Annotated in this window: 21 protein-coding genes and 1 pseudogene; 12 read left to right on the forward strand and 10 right to left on the reverse strand. The window is 48.7% G+C overall.

The features are described from left to right. The first annotated feature begins 389 nt into the window (after positions 1-389). The 6 genes from P2W70_RS04000 to mnmE all read left to right on the forward strand — a co-directional run bounded on the left by P2W70_RS04000 (position 390) and on the right by mnmE (position 6,387). Positions 390-1,250 carry a MotA/TolQ/ExbB proton channel family protein gene (locus P2W70_RS04000; RefSeq protein WP_276480131.1) on the forward strand — a complete coding sequence of 287 codons (861 nt, stop codon included), beginning with the start codon at positions 390-392 and terminating at the stop codon, positions 1,248-1,250. 145 nt (positions 1,251-1,395) lie between these two features. Further along, on the forward strand, positions 1,396-2,070 hold the full coding sequence (locus P2W70_RS04005) for an ExbD/TolR family protein (protein WP_276480132.1): 675 nt from the start codon (positions 1,396-1,398) through the stop codon (positions 2,068-2,070). A 43-nt stretch (positions 2,071-2,113) separates the two neighbouring features. Then, complete coding sequence (locus P2W70_RS04010; RefSeq protein WP_276480133.1) at positions 2,114-2,641, forward strand: ExbD/TolR family protein; 528 nt, start codon at positions 2,114-2,116, stop codon at positions 2,639-2,641. 66 nt (positions 2,642-2,707) lie between these two features. Then, the gene (locus P2W70_RS04015) at positions 2,708-3,544 is read left to right on the forward strand and encodes an energy transducer TonB (RefSeq protein WP_276480134.1); all 837 of its coding nucleotides are present in this window, start codon (positions 2,708-2,710) and stop codon (positions 3,542-3,544) included. Between the two features lie 505 nt (positions 3,545-4,049). Continuing rightward, positions 4,050-4,886, forward strand: coding sequence for an energy transducer TonB (locus tag P2W70_RS04020; protein ID WP_276480135.1), 837 nt, complete (start codon positions 4,050-4,052; stop codon positions 4,884-4,886). Positions 4,887-5,007: 121 nt separating this feature from the next. Next, positions 5,008-6,387: a tRNA uridine-5-carboxymethylaminomethyl(34) synthesis GTPase MnmE gene (gene mnmE / locus P2W70_RS04025; protein ID WP_276480136.1), complete on the forward strand. Its 1,380-nt coding sequence runs from the start codon at positions 5,008-5,010 to the stop codon at positions 6,385-6,387. Positions 6,388-6,495: 108 nt separating this feature from the next. Here the strand turns inward: mnmE and P2W70_RS04030 are convergent, their stop codons facing one another. Both P2W70_RS04030 and P2W70_RS04035 read right to left on the reverse strand, forming a co-directional pair. Further along, the gene (locus P2W70_RS04030) at positions 6,496-6,795 is read right to left on the reverse strand and encodes a hypothetical protein (protein ID WP_276480137.1); all 300 of its coding nucleotides are present in this window, start codon (positions 6,793-6,795) and stop codon (positions 6,496-6,498) included. A gap of 72 nt (positions 6,796-6,867) precedes the next feature. After that, positions 6,868-7,695 (reverse strand): annotated as a pseudogene (locus P2W70_RS04035) (alpha/beta hydrolase). A gap of 79 nt (positions 7,696-7,774) precedes the next feature. Between P2W70_RS04035 and P2W70_RS04040 the strand changes: the two are divergent. After that, positions 7,775-8,041, forward strand: coding sequence for a hypothetical protein (locus P2W70_RS04040; protein ID WP_276480138.1), 267 nt, complete (start codon positions 7,775-7,777; stop codon positions 8,039-8,041). A 69-nt stretch (positions 8,042-8,110) separates the two neighbouring features. Here P2W70_RS04040 and P2W70_RS04045 read toward each other — a convergent pair whose 3' ends face one another. Further along, on the reverse strand, positions 8,111-8,722 hold the full coding sequence (locus tag P2W70_RS04045) for a peptidylprolyl isomerase (protein ID WP_276480139.1): 612 nt from the start codon (positions 8,720-8,722) through the stop codon (positions 8,111-8,113). 210 nt (positions 8,723-8,932) lie between these two features. On the opposite strand from P2W70_RS04045, the gene P2W70_RS04050 reads away from it, so the two are divergent. The 3 genes from P2W70_RS04050 (at position 8,933) to P2W70_RS04060 (ending at position 13,910) form a co-directional block, all read left to right on the forward strand. Continuing rightward, positions 8,933-12,091 carry a TonB-dependent receptor gene (locus P2W70_RS04050; RefSeq protein WP_276480140.1) on the forward strand — a complete coding sequence of 1,053 codons (3,159 nt, stop codon included), beginning with the start codon at positions 8,933-8,935 and terminating at the stop codon, positions 12,089-12,091. Positions 12,092-12,167: 76 nt separating this feature from the next. After that, positions 12,168-13,079 (forward strand): PLP-dependent cysteine synthase family protein, encoded by a 912-nt coding sequence (locus P2W70_RS04055; RefSeq protein WP_276480141.1) that lies wholly within the window; start codon positions 12,168-12,170, stop codon positions 13,077-13,079. 6 nt (positions 13,080-13,085) lie between these two features. Then, on the forward strand, positions 13,086-13,910 hold the full coding sequence (locus tag P2W70_RS04060; protein ID WP_276480142.1) for an alpha/beta hydrolase: 825 nt from the start codon (positions 13,086-13,088) through the stop codon (positions 13,908-13,910). Positions 13,911-13,947: 37 nt separating this feature from the next. Here the strand turns inward: P2W70_RS04060 and P2W70_RS04065 are convergent, their stop codons facing one another. Then, positions 13,948-14,937 (reverse strand): ABC transporter ATP-binding protein, encoded by a 990-nt coding sequence (locus P2W70_RS04065; protein ID WP_276480143.1) that lies wholly within the window; start codon positions 14,935-14,937, stop codon positions 13,948-13,950. 95 nt (positions 14,938-15,032) lie between these two features. Between P2W70_RS04065 and P2W70_RS04070 the strand changes: the two genes are divergently transcribed. After that, complete coding sequence (locus P2W70_RS04070; protein WP_276480144.1) at positions 15,033-16,022, forward strand: hypothetical protein; 990 nt, start codon at positions 15,033-15,035, stop codon at positions 16,020-16,022. A gap of 7 nt (positions 16,023-16,029) precedes the next feature. On the opposite strand, the gene P2W70_RS04075 is transcribed toward P2W70_RS04070, so the two are convergent. The 5 genes from P2W70_RS04075 to P2W70_RS04095 all read right to left on the reverse strand — a co-directional run bounded on the left by P2W70_RS04075 (position 16,030) and on the right by P2W70_RS04095 (position 20,705). Further along, on the reverse strand, positions 16,030-17,109 hold the full coding sequence (locus tag P2W70_RS04075) for a Gfo/Idh/MocA family protein (protein ID WP_276480145.1): 1,080 nt from the start codon (positions 17,107-17,109) through the stop codon (positions 16,030-16,032). An 85-nt stretch (positions 17,110-17,194) separates the two neighbouring features. After that, positions 17,195-17,941, reverse strand: coding sequence for an SDR family oxidoreductase (locus P2W70_RS04080; protein ID WP_276480146.1), 747 nt, complete (start codon positions 17,939-17,941; stop codon positions 17,195-17,197). 71 nt (positions 17,942-18,012) lie between these two features. Beyond that, positions 18,013-18,615, reverse strand: coding sequence for a TetR/AcrR family transcriptional regulator (locus tag P2W70_RS04085; RefSeq protein WP_276480147.1), 603 nt, complete (start codon positions 18,613-18,615; stop codon positions 18,013-18,015). A gap of 128 nt (positions 18,616-18,743) precedes the next feature. Next, entirely contained in the window at positions 18,744-19,571 is an 828-nt protein-coding gene (locus P2W70_RS04090) for an aminotransferase class IV (protein WP_276480148.1), read from the reverse strand. Between the two features lie 3 nt (positions 19,572-19,574). Then, a complete protein-coding gene (locus tag P2W70_RS04095; RefSeq protein WP_276480149.1) occupies positions 19,575-20,705 on the reverse strand; it encodes a DmpA family aminopeptidase in 1,131 nt (376 codons plus the stop codon). 336 nt (positions 20,706-21,041) lie between these two features. Here P2W70_RS04095 and P2W70_RS04100 point away from each other — a divergent pair, with 336 nt between their 5' ends. Continuing rightward, positions 21,042-22,634, forward strand: coding sequence for a PepSY-associated TM helix domain-containing protein (locus P2W70_RS04100; protein ID WP_276480150.1), 1,593 nt, complete (start codon positions 21,042-21,044; stop codon positions 22,632-22,634). On the opposite strand, the gene P2W70_RS04105 is transcribed toward P2W70_RS04100, so the two are convergent. Continuing rightward, the gene (locus P2W70_RS04105) at positions 22,599-22,877 is read right to left on the reverse strand and encodes a DUF4884 domain-containing protein (protein ID WP_276480151.1); all 279 of its coding nucleotides are present in this window, start codon (positions 22,875-22,877) and stop codon (positions 22,599-22,601) included. The two genes, P2W70_RS04100 and P2W70_RS04105, sit on opposite strands and share 36 nt — an antisense overlap. Between the last annotated feature and the right edge of the window lie 158 nt (positions 22,878-23,035).

The raw sequence follows: 23,035 nt of genomic DNA on the forward strand, positions 1-23,035 counted from the left end.
TAGATTGGTAGACTTTTGACCTATCTGCTACCGGTAGGCTGTTAAGGCTGATCGGTAGGTTGAAAAGGCTTTTTGGGATAATATGGTGTAGGTTTTATGGTAAAGGATGGGTGGTAGCAAAAAGCATTTTGCAGGCAGATTAGCAGGTCATTAAAAAGCGTTGAGCGTAAGTGATTTGTTTTTAAATTAATTCTACATTCGCCCCGGTTTTATTCAACCAAAACGCCTATTTTTAGCGGCCCCATCTTCATAATTCCTTATCTTGTGAACCTTATCGAAAATTTTTCTTGATCAAAATCGCCTGTGTAAAAGCATTTTTCCTTAGCATTGTGAGCTAATTTTTTAACTACAGATAGACTAATTTTTTCAAACACTAAAAAAACACAATCATGGCTGAAACAAAACCAACTGCGCCCGCCGCGAAGAGTAGTACTTCTGTTCAACCGAAGAAAAGTAGCAATGCTATCTCATGGATTGCACCAGTAGTATGTATTCTTGCAGGTTATTTGATCTGGAGGTTTGGTCTGGGCGCTGCAGGTAATTTTACTAAACCCGACTTGGAAGGTGGATTCTGGCCACACCATGAAGGTCCTAAAGGAGGATTGATTAAGATGTATGAAGGTGGTATCATCGTGCCTTTATTGATCGCTACTTTCCTGACTGCTGTTACTTTTATCATCGAGCGTTTGTTGACCATCAGCAAGGCTTCTGGTTCCGGTAACATTGCTGAGTTCATCCGCAAAGTACAATATCACCTCGCTAATAAGAACGTAGATCAGGCTATCTCTGAGTGCGACAAGCAAAAGGGTAGCGTAGGTAACGTAATGAAAGCTGGTCTGCGCAAGTACAAGGAAATGATTTCCAACACTGAACTGGACACAGAACAAAAAGTACTGTCTATCCAGAAAGAAGTAGAAGAAGCCACTGCACTGGAACTGCCCATGCTCGAAAAGAACCTGGTATTCCTGTCTACTATCGCTTCAGTAGCTACCCTGTTGGGTCTGTTGGGTACTGTATTAGGTATGATCTCTTCGTTCTCTGCCCTCGGTGCTGAAGGTGGTGGTGGTGCTGCTGCTGAACTGTCTCGTGGTATCTCTGAGGCCCTGTATAACACAGCCCTTGGTATCGGTACTTCAGCGTTCGCGATCATCTTCTACAACATCTTTACTACCAAGATCGACCATATCACTTATGGTATCGACGAGTCTGGTTTCACTTTAACACAAAGCTTCGCTTCACTGTACAAATAGTGGAGGGGAGTTCCGGTTTATCCGTCATGACCAGGTGGCATTATTGCCTGGTGAGCACTAAAAAGGCAAATCCGGCCGGTTGCGACAGGTAAATATGGAATTTGGCAATGTTTGCATCTTATTGAGGAAAACAAAATTTTAAATCATGCCAAAAGTTAAAGTACCGAGGAAAAGTACAACAATCGACATGACGGCGATGTGCGACGTGGCGTTCCTGTTGTTGTCTTTCTTCATCCTCACCACTAAGTTCAAGGCGCCCGACGTACTGGCGGTAACGACACCTAAGTCGGTGTCTACCAAGGCGGCAGAACAAAAAAATGTGGTGTTGATCACGATGGATAAGGAAGGCAAGGTATATTTCCAGGTTGCAGACGAAAATCCTGACGAAAAGGCAGAAATTCTGGACGCGGTAGCGCAAGCCAAGGGTATTACCCTGACCGCCCAGGAGAAAGCTGGTTTCGCACGTGGGGGAGCCTTTATCGGCGTACCTTTTTCGAAGCTAAAATCGTATCTTGCTCTAACCGCCGACCAGGTTAAGAACTACAAAGCCGATGGAATTCCTGTAGACAGTTCAAATAATGAACTGATTACATGGATCGGAGCTGCCAATACAGCATTCACCGGTAAGAAGATGAACCTGTTGGTGAAAGGTGATAATGACGCGAAGTATCCTTCTTTCAAAGGCATTATCGATGCCCTGAAAAAGAATGAGATCTTCAAGTTTGCTATGATCACCGATCCGGAAGGTGTTCCTGCAGGTACAGACCTGTGGAAGACCAACCAAAATGCACCGGCTAACAAGCCTGCAACGGACGATTAAAGCGACGAGTAATCAAGTTTCCTAATTCTAAAAAAATTGCGATATGGCAGAAATGGATACCTCGTCGGGTGGGGGACATAAGAAAGGACCTGGTGTAAAGAAGGGGAAAAAGCTGTCCACGCGCGTCGACCTGACGCCGATGGTGGACCTCGGATTCCTTCTGATCACGTTCTTCATCTTCACCACGACGATGAGCCAGCCTACAGCTATGAAGCTTTTCCTGCCGAAAGACACGGAAAAGCCTGAGGATCAGAATAAGGTAAAGGCCTCTGGCGCTTTGACCCTTATCCTGGCCAAGGACAATACCATCTTCTATTACGAAGGTGAGCTGTTACCCGATGGCAGCAACTTCAAATCGACTGGTTTTAAAGAAGTTCGGGACCTTATCATCAATAAGAAGCGTACCACTGCACCGGACGACTTCGTAGTGGTGATCAAGCCCACCCCCGATGCTACTTATAAGAACACGGTTGATATTTTGGATGAAATGACCATCAACGAGGTTAAGCGTTATGCCCTGGTAGATATATTTGATGTTGAGCTTCAATTAGCTGCGAAGTCTCTGCAATAAATATAATATTCTTGCCAAAGGCATATGGAATCTTAGTTGTAAAGCATCTTATAACAAAGCACATTTATGGAAATCAATAAAATATTAAGCGCCGACGTCCTTGATATCATCTTCGAGGGAAGGAACAAGGAATACGGTGCTTATCAACTGCGCAAAACCTACAATAAGCGCCTGATGACGGCTCTTATTGTGACTGCGTCTATCATATTGCTTTCGTTTGGTGGTTATGTGCTATCAAACTTATTGAATAAGGAAGACGTCAAGAAAGAAATGGTGGTGCAGGACGTGCAGTTGGAGGAGATCAAACAAGAAGAGAAAAAAGAAGAGCCACCTCCTCCTCCTCCGCCCAAACCACCAGAACCTCCCAAAGTGGAAATGGCCAAATTTACTCCTCCCAAGATCGTAAAGGATGAGGAAGTAAAAGAGGACGAAAAACCACCCGAAGTGGAGAAACTGGAAGACACCAAGATCGGTACAGTTAACCAGGAAGGTATCAAAGATGAAGGCATCGTGGCACCTCCTGTAGAAGACGCCGGTAAGGGTGTGGTTGAAGCTCCCAAGAAAGTTGAAGAAGATTGGGACAAGACCTTTACCAAGGTAGAAATCGAATCTGAATATCCCGGCGGTTCCGGTGCATGGCAGCGTTACCTCAACAAAACGCTCCGCTATCCTCAGGACGCGATCGACAACGAAGTACAGGGTACAGTAGTGATCCAGTTCATCGTTGACAAAGAAGGTACGGTGAGTGATGTTGAAGCGATCAGCGGCCCCGAAGAATTGCGTGCCGAAGCGGTACGGGTAATCAAGAAGAGTGGTAAGTGGACTCCTGCCGTACAAAACGGTCGTCAGGTTAAGTCTTACAAAAAACAGCCCATCGTATTCCGTTTGGAAACCGAAGGCTAAGACCAAACTTCGCAAATCATTAAGGTCCTCTCCGATTTCGGAGAGGACTTTTTGTCTTACGCCGGCAGGGATACCTGCCGGCTATTTTATGGGCAACAGCCTTCCGGCTGGCCCGAATCAGCCGCGACGATGGGGGGCGATGCAGGGCATTCCATGTAGCTGCATTATCTAGTGTGGGGAACATGCGCACACGGCACCAGTAAGTATTGTGGCGTGGTCAGGCGAAGGAACAAAATGTGCCTGTTTGCAGGTTGTAAGAAGGGCGTTCGATCGCTGCCGTAGAAGCATGAATAACTAATCCATCGCTCTTACGATCGTTTCAATACAAGGTGTAATGTGTGGGAGCAAATAAACAGCTGTGGGTGCATGTTATAGACTGCGTTTAGCGGGTATCCAGTTAATAACGCTGCGATGCAACAAGCAGACTATTTCACACGGGTAGCAAAAAAATATAGTTCTGTGGAAACGTTTTTAGCGAGGCATCTTATGAGTAAAACCAATTGCCATGGAGATTACTAAGATCCTCTCCGCCGACGTACTCGATATCATCTTCGAGGGGCGGAACAAATCGTATGGCGCTTACGAATTACGTAAATCGTATAGCCGCCGTTTAATGATAGCTATTACCGTTATGTTGTCTGTATTGCTCTTGCTGATCGGTGGATACATCTTTGCCAACATGAGCAAGAAGGAAACGATCAGCGGGGTGCTGGTTCCCAAAGATCTCGAGCTGACCATCATTGAGCCGGAAGACAAGCCCGTGGAGCCTCCTCCCGTGAAGGAGCCACCGCCCATGAAGCAGATCGAGACCAAACAGTTTACGCAGTTCCTGGTGACCAAAGATGATCAGGTAAAGCCCGAAGAAGTACCCCCTACTATGGACGACTTAGAAGACGTCAAGATTGGTACGGCCAATGTCGACGGTTTGAAGGATGATGGGGTGGTAGCACCACCTTCCGATGACGCGGCGGGTAAAGGAGTAGTATTGCCTCCCAAGAAAGAGGATCCCTACGACGACGGCATCTTCCGGAAAGTGGAGATAGAATCCAGTTATCCAGGAGGTCCGGCAGCCTGGGCTCGTTTTCTCAACAGAAACCTGATGAAGAATATGCCCCAGGACGCATTAGACAATGGCATTCAGGGTCGGGTAGAGATTCAGTTTGTGGTGGACACATCTGGTAACGTCAGCAATATCGAGGCGCTCAATGGCCCCCCCGAGCTGCACGAGGCGGTGATCAATGTCATCAGAAAAAGTGGTAAATGGGAACCCGCCATACAGAATGGAAAAAAAGTAAGATCTTATAAACGTCAGCCCGTCATCATCAAGTTGGAAGAGCAATAATAGTTTGTTTTGGAATCCGTTTTTTCTTGAATGCTGATTTGCAAGCCCCGCACTCCACGTGGGGCTTTTTGTTGCCCCGGATAGGTTAATTTTGCCCCGGAACTATAAATCCGACGACTATATGGCAAAGCTTCTGGGATGGGATGATACGATTGTGGCCCTGGCAACTCCACCGGGCATTGGTGCTATTGGGGTGATCAGGATCAGCGGCAAACAGGCATATGCCATCGTCAACCAGCTTTTCCCGGCCAAAGACCTTTCCGTCCAGCCTTCGCACACCATTCATGTTGGCCTCCTGAAAGAAGGTGACGTCACCTTGGATGAAGTCGTAGTGTCTTTGTTTAAAGGGCCCCGCTCGTATACCGGGGAAGACGTTATTGAGATCTCCTGCCATGGTTCGCCCTATGTGCAACAACAGGTGATACAAGCCTGTGTACATGCAGGCGCACGCCTGGCCAAGCCGGGTGAGTTTACCCAACGTGCCTTTCTCAATGGCAAACTTGATCTCACGCAGGCGGAGGCGGTAGCTGACCTGATTGCCAGCAATACCGAAGCATCCCGTAAAGCAGCCTTGCACAATATCCGGGGAGGGTTTAGTGATGTGCTGAAGCAGCTGAGAGATCAATTGCTGTCCTTTTCTGCCCTGATCGAACTGGAACTGGATTTCTCCCAGGAGGATGTGGAATTCGCCGACAGAACGCGGTTGTATAACCTGATCGCCGAGGCGCGGGTGGTAGTAGAGAAACTACTGCACTCGTTCAAACTGGGCAATGTGATCAAGAACGGCGTACAGGTAGCCATCGTGGGTAAACCCAATGCCGGTAAGTCGACCCTACTGAATGCTTTGCTGAATGAAAATCGGGCCATCGTGAGCGAAATTGCCGGTACTACCCGGGATACCATCGAGGAAGTATTGAACATTGACGGCATCCTGTTCCGGCTGGTGGATACGGCCGGTATTCGGGAACATACCAGCGATATTATAGAAAGCATTGGGGTGGAAAGGAGTCTGGCCAAAATGCAACAGGCCGATGTGGTTGTATACCTGTTCGATGTACAACAGACGAGTATTGCCGAATTAGAGGCTGTGAAGCAAGACCTCGACAACCGCCAGCTGAAATACCTGTTGGTGGGAAATAAGTCGGACCTGGCCAGCGATGACATCAGAAATAATTTTGATGCCCGTGCCAGTATCGTGTTCATTGCTGCCAGGCAACAGCTGCACATAGAGGTACTGAAAGAACGCCTGGTCGACATGGTGCTGCAGGGCCAGTTACAGACCGAAGATACCGTGGTGACCAATGCCCGTCATTACCATGCCCTGCAGGAGGTACTCAAGTCGATTGCAGATATCCGGGCTGCGATGGAAAACAATATTCCGGGCGACCTACTGGCCATCGATATACGCCGTTGCCTGCATTATCTGGGCGAGATCACTGGGGAGATATCCAACGAAGATCAACTGGACTATATCTTCAGTAAGTTTTGTATCGGGAAGTAGGGCGTGATTCAAGACCTGGAGCATTTCCTTCCTTTTTACCTGAAACTTCAGGCGGTTGCAATAAGGTCACCGTGTTGGTGCCACGATGACCTGATTGATGGTGATTGCTTATTGGCCGGCCAGTTTTTGAAGCCGCTTCTCGAAGCCGCTCTTTAAAGACGTATAGGCGGCAGAGTCAAGTTGGCTTTTCTGACGGTCTATCACCGCTAATCCTTTTTGGTAAAAGGCTTTCGCTTGCTCGTTGTTCTTGTTGCTTTGTTGAAATTCTCCCATACTATCGTACAGGTTGACATCATCGGGATACATTTCCAGTGCCCACTCGATCACCTGGATCGCCCGATCGATTTGTTGTGAGTAATACAAGTTATAGGCAATGTGATTGATGTCTCCTTCTGTTGGCAATTTCAAACCGGTCTTTTCCGATTGCTGCCGGTAGTATTGTTGTAGTTTCTTCAGGAAAAAGAAATTCCTGTTCGTCGCCTACGGCCAGGTAGGTAAGTTGGAAAAAAAAGTTCTATCCTGCCAGTAAGAAGCTGGAAACCCTCGTAGGGAAAAATACCGCTCCGCTCTATTGTAAAGTGGAATACCTGATAGATAACGATCACTCCAGCACTCCGCTTGCTGGCAGGGCCATTGTTTCCTGAATGCATCGAGTATTTGCTCATTGTCGTAATACATATTGCGACTTACTGCAATGACGGCCTGAAACAGTTCGGGCGCATGGATCAAAGTGTATATAGAGAAAGTGGCGCCGGGCGAATGACCAATGGCAATATTATACCGATTGGTATGGAACCGCTTGTCGATCTCTGGCATCACCTCCTGCTGCAGGTAGGCGGCGAGGGTATCGGCGCCGCCCATTTTAACACCTGGGTAATAATCCTTGTAGGGTTGGTCCGTATTGTTCTTTGGTAAAAATTCAAACTGTCAGTTCTTAGTTTTGATTCCCACCAGGATGTAGGGACTGATAAATGTGTTGGAAAGCGATGAAAGATAATTGGTGGAAGAGATCACGTAGTCTGTAAAGATGCTGCTTTGTGCATCGAACAGGTAAACCACCTTATAGCGCCTGTTGGGCGCATGCTGATAACCTTTGGGCAGGAAGACTTTAATCTCCCTTTTGTCGTTAAAGTATTTGGAATCGATACTGATCGTTTCACCAGGTTGAAACTGAGCCGACGTGAATAGGGCAGCCAGCAGCGAAACGGACAGCAAAAACGCCAATAGTCTTCGTGTTCTTGCGTGTGTTTTAGGGGCTAACGAGGTAGGCAGGGCTGATTGCCTGTTCAGAGAATTTGTTGTTTTCATGGCATACTTTGTACGGCAAATGACGAAAAGTTGCCCAATCAGGAATTGTATTTTTCAGCCAAACCCCATTCAGATAATCATGAAGAAAGATAAAATTGAGCTGATCGTAGTATTTAAAAAGGACATCAGCGAATCAGCCGCTGAAGAAAAACTGACTAACACCGGAAGCGCTTACCGCAGTGGCATGGACTCCAGCAGGGGGAAACTGTATTTTTACAGTACTGGTCCCAAGTTCATACTCACGCTGGTTACGGAGATGGAGAGAAGCAAGGTCACCAGGGCCTTGGAGGGAATGCCGGAGATTCATGAAGTATATACACCCGACTGGACAAAATGTAAGGACTAGCCAGCTCTCTAATCACAAAAAAAGCCCGGTATCTGAGGATACCGGGCTGCACATATTTTCAAAACTGCTTTATCTACCGTTGGCTCTCAATACCACGATATCCTTCTTCAGGTCATCATCGTACGTTTTCTTGATGATATAGTGCCAGCCTTTGTCTGACACATCTACAAAGAAGATCTCATCTTTTTTGTGGGCAGCTACCGCATCCTGGAATTCTTTCGGGAACATCAGTTCACCAAAGAACCAGTCTGTATCACCTTTGGTCGTGTTACCATCCATGGTATACTCATCAGACAGCTTGGCGAAAGGAACACCGGAATTCGCTTTCTGCACAATAATCTTTTTTATGCTGTCGACCTGGGCGGGAGACAGGGAACCACCATCCAGGAAAACATATTGCGCTCGGTATTTCACGGACTGCGCCGCTTCCAGTACCTTATAGGTTACATAACCCACTGAGAATACATCGCCTTTATTCTGCCGCAGTAAGCGTTTTTCGATCAGCGACGTATCTTTTCCTGCCGATAGTTTAAGAAGTGTAGGTTTCAATTCGGGGCGTGAGTCGATAAACTTTTGTGCCTCTGCCTGCGTATTGATCTTTTGAAAATCTTGGAAAACCGTTTGTTGCGCAAAAACCGGTAATGAGAAGAGCATTACCAACACCCAAAGTCCATGTTTCATGTGTAAATAAGTTTAAGTCCGTTTGTCCAGAAAATAACTGCAAGCTGCCGCTTTTGTTCGGCGCGACCTGCTTTTGAAGATACTATTTTTTGATAATATCGGACTGCCCCACTTGGCCACAAAACGCAACAAAATGTTAATTCGCCAGGGCCGGAATTTAACATTCAGGAAATACTGCACATCTACTTTCGGCGCCTAATAACTGGGAAAATGCCGAAACGACTACTCAATTTAGTTACATTTCTATTTGTTCTTATCTCTTCTTTATCTTACAGTTATGCTCAAACAACCCAGGCTTCTTTTATCGGAAAGGTGACCGACGCCGACAAGAAGCCCCTGGCCAACGCAAGCGTAATCGTTAAGAACGAATCAACAGGATTCAATGCCACTACTCTTACCAACGCAAAAGGCGATTTCGTATTCAAGGAATTACCCCTCGGCGGTCCTTATACAGTACGTGTAAGTTTCGTAGGGTATGGTGAGCAAAAAAAGCCCGGCTACAACCTGAGCCAGGGTGATGTGATCACCGTGAATTTCGACCTGAAGAATGCTGCCCAGGAGATTGCGGCCGTAACGGTCAGCGCGACTGCCAATCGTTCCAAGGGGAAGGTGGAAAACCTGGGTGCTGCCACAGCCATCTCTGCTCGGCTGATGACACGAATGCCCATCAATGGTCGTAACTTCTCCAACCTGATGGACCTCTCGCCCCTGAGCCGCGGCGGTAACCTGTCTGGCCAATTAGGCTCTTCTACCAACTATTCTATCGATGGTATGAATGCCAAGAACCCGACTTCAGCTGGTGCTACCACCAGCCGTAGCGGTGCTCCTTACAGCATCTCGATCGAAGCGGTTCGTGAATTCAAAGTAGTTACCAATCAATATGATGTTACCTACGGACGCGCCGGCGGTGGTACCGTGAGTGCGGTAACGAAGTCGGGAACCAATACGCTGACCGGTTCCGTATTCGGGTACGGTCGCGCCGATTGGTTGGCCAGCCCTTATGACATTCGTGGTAACAAAAGAAGCAACAACTACTCAACCTATCAGTATGGATTCACCCTGGGTGGCCCCATCATCAAGGATAAACTGCACTTCTTCCTGGCCTGGGATCACCAGCAGGACCTGCGTTCCCTGGTGATTGCCGACGTGCAAACACCGGTGGATGAGAACCGCTTCAACGTTACCCGCGTGATCCTCGACTCGATCGTTAAGATTGCCCGTGATAAATATGGTGTGTCCAAATCACAGCCCCAATACGGCGCTTTCGATAAGAAACGTAATTCAGATGCTGCCTTCCTACGCCTCGACTGGCAACTCAACCCGAGGAACCTGTTGACTATTCGTAATAATTTTACCAACGATGTCAATAAACTGGGGCTGATCGACAATAGTGCGATTAACTTGTACGAATCTGCCGGTAACGATTTCAACCTCGACAACAGCTTCCTCGTTACGCTGCGTTCTTCCATCAACTCTCGTTTGACAAACGAACTGAAAGTGCAGCACCTGTATACTTACCAAAGCAGCGAGCCGGGTGATGCATTGCCTTCAACCAATATCCCCAGAGCGCAAATCGAGCGTGTAGTATCCAATATCAATGGTGCTAACAGAACTACTACGATCCAGATCGGTGGTCACCGATTTGCACAAGAGTGGTTCAAGAACAACGTGTTCCAGTTAGTGAATAACCTGTATTACAATACCAATGCAGTTCGTTATACTTTCGGGGTCGACTTCATGTATACCCATGGCCGCTCCTCCTACGGTAGTGAGGTGAATGGTCGTTTCCACTACGACAGTATCCAGAATTTCCTCAACAACAAGCCTTACCGCTATTTCCGGGAAGTACCTTTAATGGCTGACCCAAGTGTGGTTTCCAACATCCTCAACCTGGGTGCTTATGGTCAGATGCAAACCAAGCTCGCCAAAGGAATGGATATGACATTGGGTCTGCGCCTGGATTATGCACATTATCCTACACCAACTTTCAACCAGCTGGTATTTGATGAGCTCGGCCTGCGCACCGACAACAAGCTGGCTTCTTTCATTGTACAGCCCCGCGTACAATTTACCTGGGATGTAAATGAAAAGCACACGGACTATATCCGTTTTGGTGCCGGCGTATTTGCTTCTGATCTGAACAACTACATGGTGATCAATAACCTGACCTTCGACGGGAAGCATTTTGGCACCGTTGACGTGCGTGCCCCGAACCTACCTGTAGCAGATTTCGTAGGATACCGCAACAACCCAGGATCTGCGCCTACTTTGGCAGCTTTCCAGGTTCCTACCATCAATATGAACGGTCCCGATGTAAAAGTGCCGGTAGTGTATAAAGCCAACCTGTCTTACTCCCGTTTCATCACCGAACGTTTGAAAGTAGGTGTTACCGGATATGTGACACTAGGCCGTAACAACTACGACTATGTAGATCGTAATATGGTGAAAGATCCTTATTTCAGAATGACTGCCGAAGGCAATCGTGGTGTGTACATTCCGCTCGATAAGATGCCTGCCAGTGGCAATGGTGACTGGTTAAACGGCCGTATCAGCAACAAGCTGGGGCGTGTACTCGAACTGAACAGCGACGGCAAAGTAAATCAGTTTGCGGTAGTGGCTGATGCGAACTGGAACTATTTCAAAGATGGTGAAGTGTCTATCAGCTATACCTGGAACGATACCAAGGATAATATCTCCTTCAACGGTAACGTAGCCAACACCTCAACATTGTCGCTGCCTGTAAAGGATGACCCCCGTGACCTGAGCCTGGTTACTTACTCCGACAACCAGTTCCGTCATAAGGTGGTTTTCTATGCAACTTCGCCAACGCTCTGGGGCTTTAACCTCGGTGTGCGCTACTCTGGTATCGGTGGTACACGTTATACCCTGACTTCGGGTGTAAACAGCAACGCCGATTTTGTTGGCACCAATGACCTGGCTTATATCTATAATATCAAGGGCGGGGAAACCTCTGCTGATGTGGCAAAAGGTCTGCAGGCCATCCTGGATAATCCCGCAGCCAGCCAAAGCATCAAGGATTATATCACTAAATACCAGGGCACTTTCGCCGAGCGCAATGGTGGTGTCAATGGCTTCTACGGTGTATTTGATGTACGCCTGAGCAAGAAATTCAGCCTCTCCAAAACCAAGCCTTATGCGGTGGAATTGTCGGCTGATATCTTCAACTTCGCCAACTTCCTGAAGAAAGGCGAGGGCGCATACAAAACACTGGGTTCGCAAACCCTGTATGCTGGCAAAGGTTTCGATGCTGCCAACAGACGCTTCAACTATGCAGTGAACACAGCAGGTGTAATCGCTCCTTCAGGCGATCCCTACCAGGTGCAGATTGGTTGTAAGCTCAGTTTCTAATAAATTGTTTATTATTGAAGGGTGTATCTCCACAGGTACACCCTTTTTTATTTTGTACCGTTAATAATTCATAGCCATGAATGCAATTGGAAACACCCCACTGATCAAACTGGAACACCTGGTAGAACCAGGTTGTGCCGACATTTACGTTAAATACGAAGGAGCCAACCCAACGGGTAGCATGAAAGACCGGATGGCCCTATCGATGATTGAAGGAGCGGAGAAGCGGGGAGAACTGACACCTGGCGGCAGGGTCGTGGAGTTTACCGGTGGTAGTACCGGGAGTTCGCTGGCCATGGTCTGCGCCAGGAAAGGATACAAAGCTCATTTTGTGTCGTCGGATGCATTCTCTGAAGAGAAACTACAAACCATTCGCGCATTTGGCGCTTATCTCGATATTGTACCGAGTGAAAACGGAAAGATCACGACTCCCCTGTTTGAATGGATGCGGGCCAAAGTGCAGGAACTGCGTAAGCAACCGAATACCTTCTGGACCGACCAGTTCAATAATCCAGACAACCGCAACGCCTATCATGCCATGGCCAGGGAGATTATGGAGGTATTGGGAACTGATATTGATGCGTTCATTACCGGAGTAGGTACCGGTGGCAGTTTTTCGGGAAATGCTGAAGCGTTCAAAGCGGCCAATAGCGCGATTCGTTGCATCGCCGTGGAGCCGATGAATGTGCGTGTATTGTCGGAGGGAACGAAGAACGGCTCGCACAGGCTGGAAGGTATAGGAACCTGTACCATTCCCGGTAATGTGCGTACCGACCTGATAGATGGCGTGATTCCGGTAACGGATGAAGATGCTTTTGCCATTGCCCGGCGCCTGGCCAAGGAGGAAGGAATATTTGGCGGTATTACGTCTGGTGCGAATGTGTGGGCCGCCTTGCAGGAGGCAAGAAAACTGGGTGCTGGTAAAAAAGTGGTGACCATCATCGTCGATTCCGGTCTCAAATACCTGAAAGGAGATCTACACAAATAATAAAACATGAAGAAACTGTTCTTTTTTTTAATCGTACTCTTTTGCGCCAGAGCCAATGCCCAGCAACAATATGTAACCGAGAAAGACCTGCCTTACTATGCCTCCTCTATCAGTAGTAAAGACAGCTATATTGCTTCGCAATGCAAACTGGATGTGTATTATCCCAAAGGGGCGACGAATTTTGCCACCATTGTATGGTTTCACGGCGGCGGCATTACGGGGGGAAGTAAATCCATTCCCAAAGCACTGATGGAAAAAGGCTATGCGGTAGTGGCCGTTGGATATCGTTTATCACCCAAAGTGAATGCGCCAGCTTATATCGAAGATGCTGCGGCAGCGGTAGCCTGGGTGTACCAGCATATTGCGCAGTATGGCGGAAGTACCAAACTGGTCTTTTTATCTGGTCACTCTGCTGGTGGATACCTCAATATGATGATCACGTTGGACAAGAAATACCTGGCGAAGTACAGCATCGATGCCAATACCATCGCGGGGGTCATTCCCTTCAGCGGTCAGGTGATTACCCATTTTACAGTGCGCAAAGAGCAGGGGATAAAAGAATTACAGCCAACGATCGATCAATACGCTCCGCTGTATCATGTAAGGCCCGATGCGCCCCCGATGTTGCTGATCACCGGCGATCGGGAAAAAGAGTTGCTGGGCAGGTATGAAGAGAATGCCTACCTCAACCGCATGATGAAGCTGGCTGGCCATAAAGACACGCGTTTGTACGAATTACAGGGTTATGACCACGGCGGTATGGCAGAGCCTGCCTTCCCGTTGTTGTTGGCAGAAGTGAAAGCAATTGTCAAAAAGATAACCGGAAATTGATTCTTCCGGAGCGCTGCCGGCCGGCAGCGCTCCTTCTTTATAAATACCACCGATCGGCTGATGCCAGGGATAAGTATACGTTATCTCCCTTACTCACGGTATTGTCGATGGTTCTGGCTGTTACCCTGCTTTTGCCCATAGCAAGCTCCACTTCGTAATACCCTCCGTAATATAATATCTCCTTCACGGTGGCTTCAGCACCCGCATTGGATGTGGTGGAAATGATGATGTCTTCAGGGCGGATGAGTAGTTTCTTACCCGATTTACCTGTTGAGGCATCCCCATCGCCGATCAGCGTTTTGCCGGCGGCGGCATTCAGTAGGGTGTAATTGCCAAAAAGGCCGGCTGTGTATTCTGAGGCAGGTTGGCGGTAAAGTGCCTGCGGCGTGCCTTGCTGGATCACTTGCCCATCTTTCATCACCAGTATCTTGTCGGCCCAGGAAAGACTGTCCAGCGGATCATGCGAAACCATGATACAGGAGATCTTCAGTTTACTGCTGATATCACTGATCACCCTTTTCAGCAGCTTTTTGTGTACCATATCGGTATTAGAGAACGGCTCGTCTAGCAACAATAACCGGGGAGAAGTGATGAGCAATTTGGCCAGGGCAATCCGCTGCTTTTCTCCTCCCGAGAGTTGATTGGTTCGACGCTTCAGCAGGTGGTCGATCTGGCAAACCTCATACAAGGTGGCCCCCGCCTCGTCACTCAGTAAATTGGCATATTCAAGTACCTGCTCCACCCGCAGGTTATTGGGCAATTCAAAATGCTGGGACAGGTACACGATGCCCGGATGGCCAGGGATCAGTTTATCGGCAGGACCCAATATCTTTTTTTGTTCAAAGTGGACAATACCACTTTGCGATTCTGCCAGGCCGGCAATGATCTTCAGCAAGGTGCTTTTGCCCGACCCTGTTTGTCCGGCTATCGCGATCTTTTCAAATTTCTCCTGTGTAAAACTAATGTCTTTGAGTTCAAACCCTCTTTCGTCTTTTCTCGTAATACCGGATACTGATAGTAAATGCATGATGGTAACAAGGAGCATTGGCTCCCGGGAGGCCAAAATTAAGCATTCAACCACAATTGATTTTAATCGCTATTTTTAACGCAAATTCCATTCGCATGCGTATTACCCCTTTGCCCAGGCAAGCCTGGAGCGTATACCTGCTCATATTATCCATTTTTTTTATAGTAAGCTGTAAGAAAGAGCAGTCGTTTGAAGCCGGTAAAGATGCAGAACTAGGCGGCACTGCGGTTTTTACGCTCGTACCATCCGGTAACGATTGTTCGGATGCCAGCACACCAGGTACTTATATAGTTGGAAAAGCGACGACCATTGCCGAGCTGGTGATGATCACAGTGAATGTGACGACTCCCGGCACGTGGACGTATAAGACAGCTCCGGTGAATGGATTTTCGTTTGCAGGATCAGGGATCTTCGATACACCGGGCGATCAGCTGATTGCCCTGGTGGCAAGCGGTACACCGGCTGCAGCGGGTACAACCAGTTTTCCCCTTAAGATAGGCGGTATCGATTGCAGCTTCGACATTCAGGTGAGCACAACCGGTACTGATCCGCAGGGCGACACCTACTACAAGGCTACCATTGGGGGCGTAAACTACACGGAAACGGTAACAGTTACTAATGACTATGTGGCCCTTTCGGGCGTGAGTGGGAGTAATGATGTCAGTTTAAATGCATCCATCGAACACCTGACCTCACCATTGCCAGCAGGTTCTACTGAAATGTACATCGACAAGGGAATTTTTAAAAACTACAACACGGCCACCGAAGCACAGTTCAAGGATTTCTTTGCCGTCAACACCTATCCCTATGCCCCGCCCGCGACTAACGCCTATCAAAACGGCAACGGGGTGATTATTGACTGGGTCGATAAAAGTGGTGTAAAATGGTCCTCCTTCCATGCCACAACAGTTCAGCCCTCCGGCAGTAGCTTCAAGATCGTCAGCATAGAAGAGATACGTGATCCAACGGGTATTTACGGACTGAAGGTCAAGATGCAATTCAACTGCACCCTCCATAAAGAAAATAGTACCGAAACAACCGTGCTTACCAATGGTGAAATGGTGGGACTATTCGGAAAGTTTTAGTCTATTCTTATTTCAACAGCACTTTTTTACCCGTCCTGGCGGAGGTCTTGGCGGCCTCCAGAATTTTCACGACAGTTACATTGTTGGGTAAAGCATACAAGCCGTCAGGAGCCACTTGTATCTTGCCGTGTACTACAGCGGCCAGGTATTTAAAAGGATCTTCGTATACCGGGATATCCTGTGCGGTAATTACGCGTTCCGTGACTTTATTGCCTTGTCTTAATACCATCCGTTTGCTATCTGGTGCAAAAATGTATCCCTTGTCACCATATACCTCCATGTCTTTCCGGTTGTACGGCCAGTTCCAGGAGGCCTGGATAATACACTGTGCGTCGGGATAGTCTACAATGATCGTAGCATCATCATCTACCTTCGGATACAATAATGGCTTGTACTGCCGGGTGACGGCCGTAACGGCAATCGGCTGTTGGCCACGCATCAGGTGTGTCATCAGGTTGGCTCCATAACAACCGAAATCTACCAGCGCCCCTGCACCATTCAATACCGGATCTGTCAGCCAGGCGAGAAATTCGGGTCCGCAGCCGATCTCTTTGGGCCCCTGGTGGCCATCATGGATCACTGTCTTGCGCACCTGACCGGTAAAGCTGCTGTCGAGTGCCAGTTGAAAAGTTTTGGCCACAGATGGGTACCAGCTGGTTTCATAATTCGTCAGCAGGTGGATCTTGTATTTACGGGCCAGTGAATCCATCTTGCGGGCATGGGCCACACTCACCGCCAGTGGTTTCTCTACCATGACATGAATGCCCCGGGGCGCACAGGCTTCCACCACTTCCAGGTGACTATAAATGGAGCCAAACGCAAGCACCGCTTCCGGCTTAACCGCATCCAGCATTTTTCCGAGATCGGTATAGAAGATATCTGTAGGCAGGTTGTAGCGTCGGGCCGACTTGCCCGCCAGGGCGGTATCCTTTTCACAAACACCCGCCAGTTCAATCGCCTGTTTGTCTTTGTATCCCAATATCCAGGCCGAGTGACCATGGGCAATGCCGGCAACAGCCACTTTCAAGGGTTGCGCCACGACCTGTGTGGTACAGGCAATCAATAAAAAAAGGATGAGTGTTCTCATCCTTAAATGTAAGCATTTTCTTGACCTACGTTTTTATTGAAGGGGAAACAGCCCTCTTATCGATGTCCCCTGCACAATGATCTCCTTATCCAACCCGCGCGTTGATCGTTTGTAACGCCAACTCAGGAGAAGAAAGGTAGAGTTTATAGAAATCGGCGGTACCGCCTACATGAATTTCAAAGGTGTTATTCCGGAAGGCATCCAACAGGGCGTCTGCCACGGCCGCGGCAGGAATGCCTTTGCTGCCACCGATCTCCTGCGAGAATTCAGTATCGACGAGCGGGGGCATCAATTCAAATACCTTGATATTGGTGTCTTGCAAGGCGATGCGTAGCGATTGGGAATAGGAGTGCAGGGCCGCCTTACTGGCGCCATACGAAGAGAGGGAAGCATTGGGCGCAAAAGCAACGATCGAAGAAACGTTGACGATAGAGGCGTCGGGTTGTCGTTGCAGCAGGGGCAGCAACAGTTCGTTGAGCCTGATCACCGACAGGTAGTTGGTGTGCAGTTCATCGGCCGCATTGCTATAGGCATTGGCTTTGCTATCGGCCAGCGAATACAAAATAGCACGGCCGGCATTGTTGATCACTACATTCAGGTCCGGAAATTCCTTTTCCAGCCTGGTTACCAGACTACGTACATCCTGCTCATCCGCTACATCGGATACAATACCCGTTGCCTGGGGCAATTGGGCCAGGGCTTTGTCCAGGCGTTCGCGGTTACGGCCGGTAATAATCACTTTGTTACCCTGTGCTGTCAGTTTTTGGGCAATGGCAAATCCTATACCGGCACTACCGCCGGTGATCAATACTGTGTTCTTACTAAGTTTCATGATTGTAAATTTTGTACTTGTTATATAATGTTATATACCAATCGGTATATGAATGTGCAAAAAAAAGGACCTTATTCCCGGCTGATCGCATCGATCATATCTTTTACACTGTCCAGTACCGTATTCAGGTAGGCAGGTTTGTTGGTGGTCTTGCTCAGCAGAATACCTCCTTCTATCAGGGCCATGATGGACAGCGCCGTCTTTTCGGGAAGTATGTTTTTATTGAACTCCTTAGCGGCAATACCAGCCTGGAGAATTGATTCGATCTCTTTTTTCCAGTCGATGATCGCCTTATTTACTTTTTTGCGCAGTGGCTCGAAGGTATCGTCAGCTTCTGTTCCGGCATTCAACAGTGGGCAGCCCCCCTTGATGAAATCACCGCTGTGCTCGCTTCCGAAAATGGCCACATAGGCCAATAGTTTGTCTTTATTGGTAACTGACTTTTGCTGTGCCTTCGCAATGATCTTATCGCGGTGTGCAATGGTGTAATCAAATACGGCTAAGGCCACTTCTTCTTTGTTCTCGAAATTCCCATAAATACTACCCTTGGTGAGTTGGGTAGCCTCTGTAAGATCAGACAGCGAAGTACCCGCATATCCTTTCGTATTGAATACCGCAGCGGTGGATTCAATGATGAACTGACGGGTCTCTTCTGATCGTGGCGTGAACTTCATGATGCAAATATACCGATCGGTATATGGTGTTTCCAAATATTGCGGGGCTTATTTTCTGAAGGGATTGTTAAGATCAGCGACACCAGGGGATGCAGCAGGTTGCGCATTAGCATTTAGTCACGTGATACTCAAGCGATATGATTGCTAATGAGCTGCTCTAACCGGTCAGAGAGATCTTTTGTAACCTGGCCGGGTTGGCCGGTGCCGATCACCTGTCCGTCGAACCTGACCACCGGCAGTATGTTTTTGGTAGTACTGGTAACAAAGGCCTCCCGGGCCTTGTAGATATCATCGAGGGTAACTTCCCTTTCTTCGACCACGTATTGTTCTTCGGCCAGCTGGAGTACCTGTTTGCGGATCACGCCCTGCAGAATACGATGGGAGGGTGTAACGACTTTTGGGTCTTGTGTTACGATGAAGAAATTGGAACGCGGACATTCGGTCACCCGGCCGTCCTGGTGATACAATACATCCTGTGCCTCTTGTTGCTGAACAAAACCCTGTAGCCAGATGGCCATGAGGTAGTCGATGCTCTTGGCCGCTGGTAGCTGGCGTTGGTGGGGATACGTGGCCAGGTGGATACCGGTGGCCTGCAGCTGTCGGTCGATGGACACGGGTTGCTGGGTGATGATCAGGTTGGGCGTGGCGATAGTGAAGCCATCCGCAGCATAGCCACCAGTCAGCGTGATCCGGATACCGGAATCGGGCAATTGATTGCGCTCCATCAGTTGGAAGATGAGTTGCTTCAATGCCTGCCTCGAATAACTTACCGGCAACTGCAACAGGGAGGCTGATTGGTAAAATCGATCGAGGTGATCTTCCAGAAACACTGGTTTGCCCTGAATCGTTTTGAAGAAATCAAAGACGCCATAGCCCCTTTGTATAGACAGGTCCTGAACCCGGAGGGTGGCTTCTTCTGCCGGGAGCAAAGTATGGTTGACGATCGCGTATAGCATATTTTAGCGTTGAATGCGATGATTTTTTTTGAGCAATTCCACGACCTGTTTAACGGGCAAAGCCTCCACCGCATGTCCGCGGAAACCACTGGTAGTAGTAGCCGTGAACAAGGAGTTGAGAATGGCCTCTTCGGTTGCTTCGATAGCTGCCAGGAAGACCGGTGTTACTGCATCATTATTTAACAGGGTATATGTCTGAGAGGGGCCGGCAGCATTGTGCGGAATGCGGTTACCTGCTGCAGTGGAGAAAGCGATGATATAGTCTCCACTGCCATTGGAGGCAATACCGCCGGTTTGCGCGAGCCCCATAAAGGCCCGTTTGGCCAACCGCTGTAGGTTACGTGCGTCGATGGGGGCGTCGGTGGCTACCACGATCATACAGGAACCATCCACATTATTGAGCAGCTGGTCGCTGAAGCTGAATTTTTTGAGTTCTTTCCCCAATGGTACGCCGTCGACTTCCAGCACGCCGCCAAAATTGGTTTGTACCAGCACGCCCACGGTGAAGCCTCCCAGGCTGGCGGGCAGTTTGCGTGAGGCAGTACCGATGCCCCCCTTGAAACCGAAGCAGGTGGTACCTGTGCCGGCACCTACACAACCTTCCTTGACGACTCCTGTATCTGCCTGGCGGATGGCAGTCAGTACATCCGCCTGCGTTACATGTTGACCACGGATATCGTTGAGCCAGCCATCGTTGGTTTCGCCCACCACCGCATTGACGGATTGTGCGTTCTCGTTTCCTTTTTGTTGTAGCGTATAATTGATGACAGCCTGCATGGCCGTGGCCACACTGAGGGTATTCGTCAATACGATGGGTGTTTCCAGGTTGCCCAATTCCTGTACCTGGGTACTGCCGGCGAGTTTGCCAAACCCGTTGCCGGTGTAGATGGCTGCCGGCACCTTTTGCTGGAAGATATTACCATCGTAAGGCAGGATGGCTGTTACCCCCGTACGTACCGAATCGCCGCGCAGGATCGTGGTATGCCCTACCTTCACGCCGGGCACATCTGTAATGGCATTCCAGGTTCCGGTGGCCATTACACCTGGTCGTACACCGTAGTCACGTAGCCGCTGCTGGGCGGTGAGCGCCTGACAACCGATCAATAAAACCAATGGTAATAATATCCTGTGCATAGTAGCGAATGAGAGCAGTAAAAGTAAGTAAGATTGTAAGCCAATGTACGCCGAATATTGTATTTTATCGCAAAGCCGGCGGCTGCTGGTAATTGATCAATGGAGGGCTATTCGTTACTTCTACCTGGCAGATTCCAGCAGTCTCGCTAAGTTTCCAATCTCGTAACCCGGTTTTCCTGCTTTCAAAAGTCTATTATAATCATAGGGGATACTTTTGTCTCCGTATGGATCATTAGCTTCCTTACTGTGGAAGCATAATTTGTTATTGACAAGAAGCACCTAGAACGCACCAGCCCCACCTGGTGTGTTTTGGTTTGTATATACCTATGCTCCCGTATGACGAAAAAGCGCAAATCCCTCCAATGGGCCCGGCACCAGCAACGCTGGTTTGGCAAATGGCATTTGTACCTTGGCATTATTGCAGGCCTTATCGTGGCCATTGTGGGCGTTACCGGCAGCATACTGGTATTTCAGGATGAGATCGACCGCGCCCTCAACAAGGAGTTGTTTGTGGTGATGGAGCAGCAACATAAAATACCTGTGGAGAAGATCGTGCCCATGGTACGACAGCAATATCCCCACCTGCAGATAGATTACATCATGGCGCTCGATACCAACGCCAATGCAGCTTATCAGGCCTTTAATTTCAAGACAGAAGAGGAGTTCTTTATCAATCCCTATACGGGCGCACTGAGTGGAAAGCGTATTCACGAGAGTTCCTTTGTGCATATTGTCACGGAGATACACCGCACCTTATTGATACCAGCTGCCGGAAGGTATATCGTAGGCATCTCCACCCTGATCCTGCTGATCCTGACGATCACTGGTCTGCGCTTGTGGATACCGCAAAAGTGGAAACTGCTCAAGTCGGTATTGACCGTCAATTTCAAGACCAGTTTCAAGCGACAAAATTATGACTGGCACAATGTGCTTGGTTTTTATAGCGCGCCGGTCGTGGCCCTCTTGTCGCTGACAGGTGTTTGCATTACTTTCTCCTTACTGGTGGTACCGCTGTTGTTCCTGCTCAGCGGCCGGTCGCCCCAGGGCGTTGCCCAGGTGCTGGGTGCCAAATCCGAATACACACCAGGGGCAACACCTTTGTCGTTGGATTCGGTCGTGGCCATCGGCAAGCGCGCCATGCCTGAGAACAGGGTGGGTGGGTTGGCCCTGCCTACTGATAGTAGCAGCAACTACCGGCTCGATCTGGTGTCGCCTGGCTTGCCCAAATCCGGCAAACGCGAAATGCTGATCATTGATCAGTATACCGGAAAAGTATTGCTGAACAGCCGGACCGATTTTCCCAATGTTGGCAATGGTTACCTCAGTTGGGTAACGCCGATACACTACGGCAGCTTTGGTGGTCGACCAACGCAGATCGTTGCCTTACTCGCGGGGCTCATGCCCCTGGTCCTTTTCATCACTGGTTTTATCATCTGGTGGCCCCGGTACAAGAAGCAACGGAAGAGTGATTCGAAGAAAGCCCAACGGGCAGCCCAGCAGGCCGCCGCAGGTGATCAACCTATGGTGGGTGAACCGTCCGCGGCGGCCCCAGCAGCGGTTCCCAATGCCACCGTAGGTGCCATGTTGCAAAGCATTCCCGTACGACAATACTTCTGGATACACTTGAAGAAAGGCGTGGTCTATGCCAGCTGGTTTGTATTGATCGGTGCGGTGATGGGCGCCTTGTATGGTGTATTCTCCGGCATTGTGATCGAGCCCGCCGTTTTCACCGTTGTCTTCACGGCTATTTTTGTTACCGCCAATTTTGTAGTAGCCCTGATCAGTCTGTTATTTTACACACTTTTCCTGTTGCCATTTAAACGCAATGGCAGACCAGTACTCAAATACTTTGCCTTGTCACTTTCCTTCTTCCTCGTTTTCCTGGTGGCTTATTCACTGCTGATGAACACGGGAATGAAGATCTTTTGATGCCAGTTGTGTACGGTTGATCAGCGAGGTACTATCGGTTTTGGCAATCGCTTCTCCGGGGCAATTGGTGAAGTAGACATAATTGCCCATATCGTAAAACCGGTACACCTTGCATCCCTCGTGCTCGAACAGGTATTGCACGCGGTAGGTGCCATTATTCTCGGAAGGTTTTGAATACAACGGCTGTTGCACCCGGCAGGAGGCGATGGCCACGATGGCTAACACAGGTATAATTCTCCACATACGGATAGTTTCTTTAAAAGTACCGGCCTCTGGCTTATCAAAGCGTTAAAGCAATTATTTTGACATATTGTTAGACAATCGTCCGGCTATTCTTCCGGAAACCATCATCAGTGTCGCTGTCCATGATACCTATACTAGCCGCTTAATTCATCGTATCC

Source organism: Paraflavitalea pollutisoli, from assembly GCF_029360705.1.
In the GTDB taxonomy this organism is placed as follows: domain Bacteria; phylum Bacteroidota; class Bacteroidia; order Chitinophagales; family Chitinophagaceae; genus Paraflavitalea; species Paraflavitalea pollutisoli.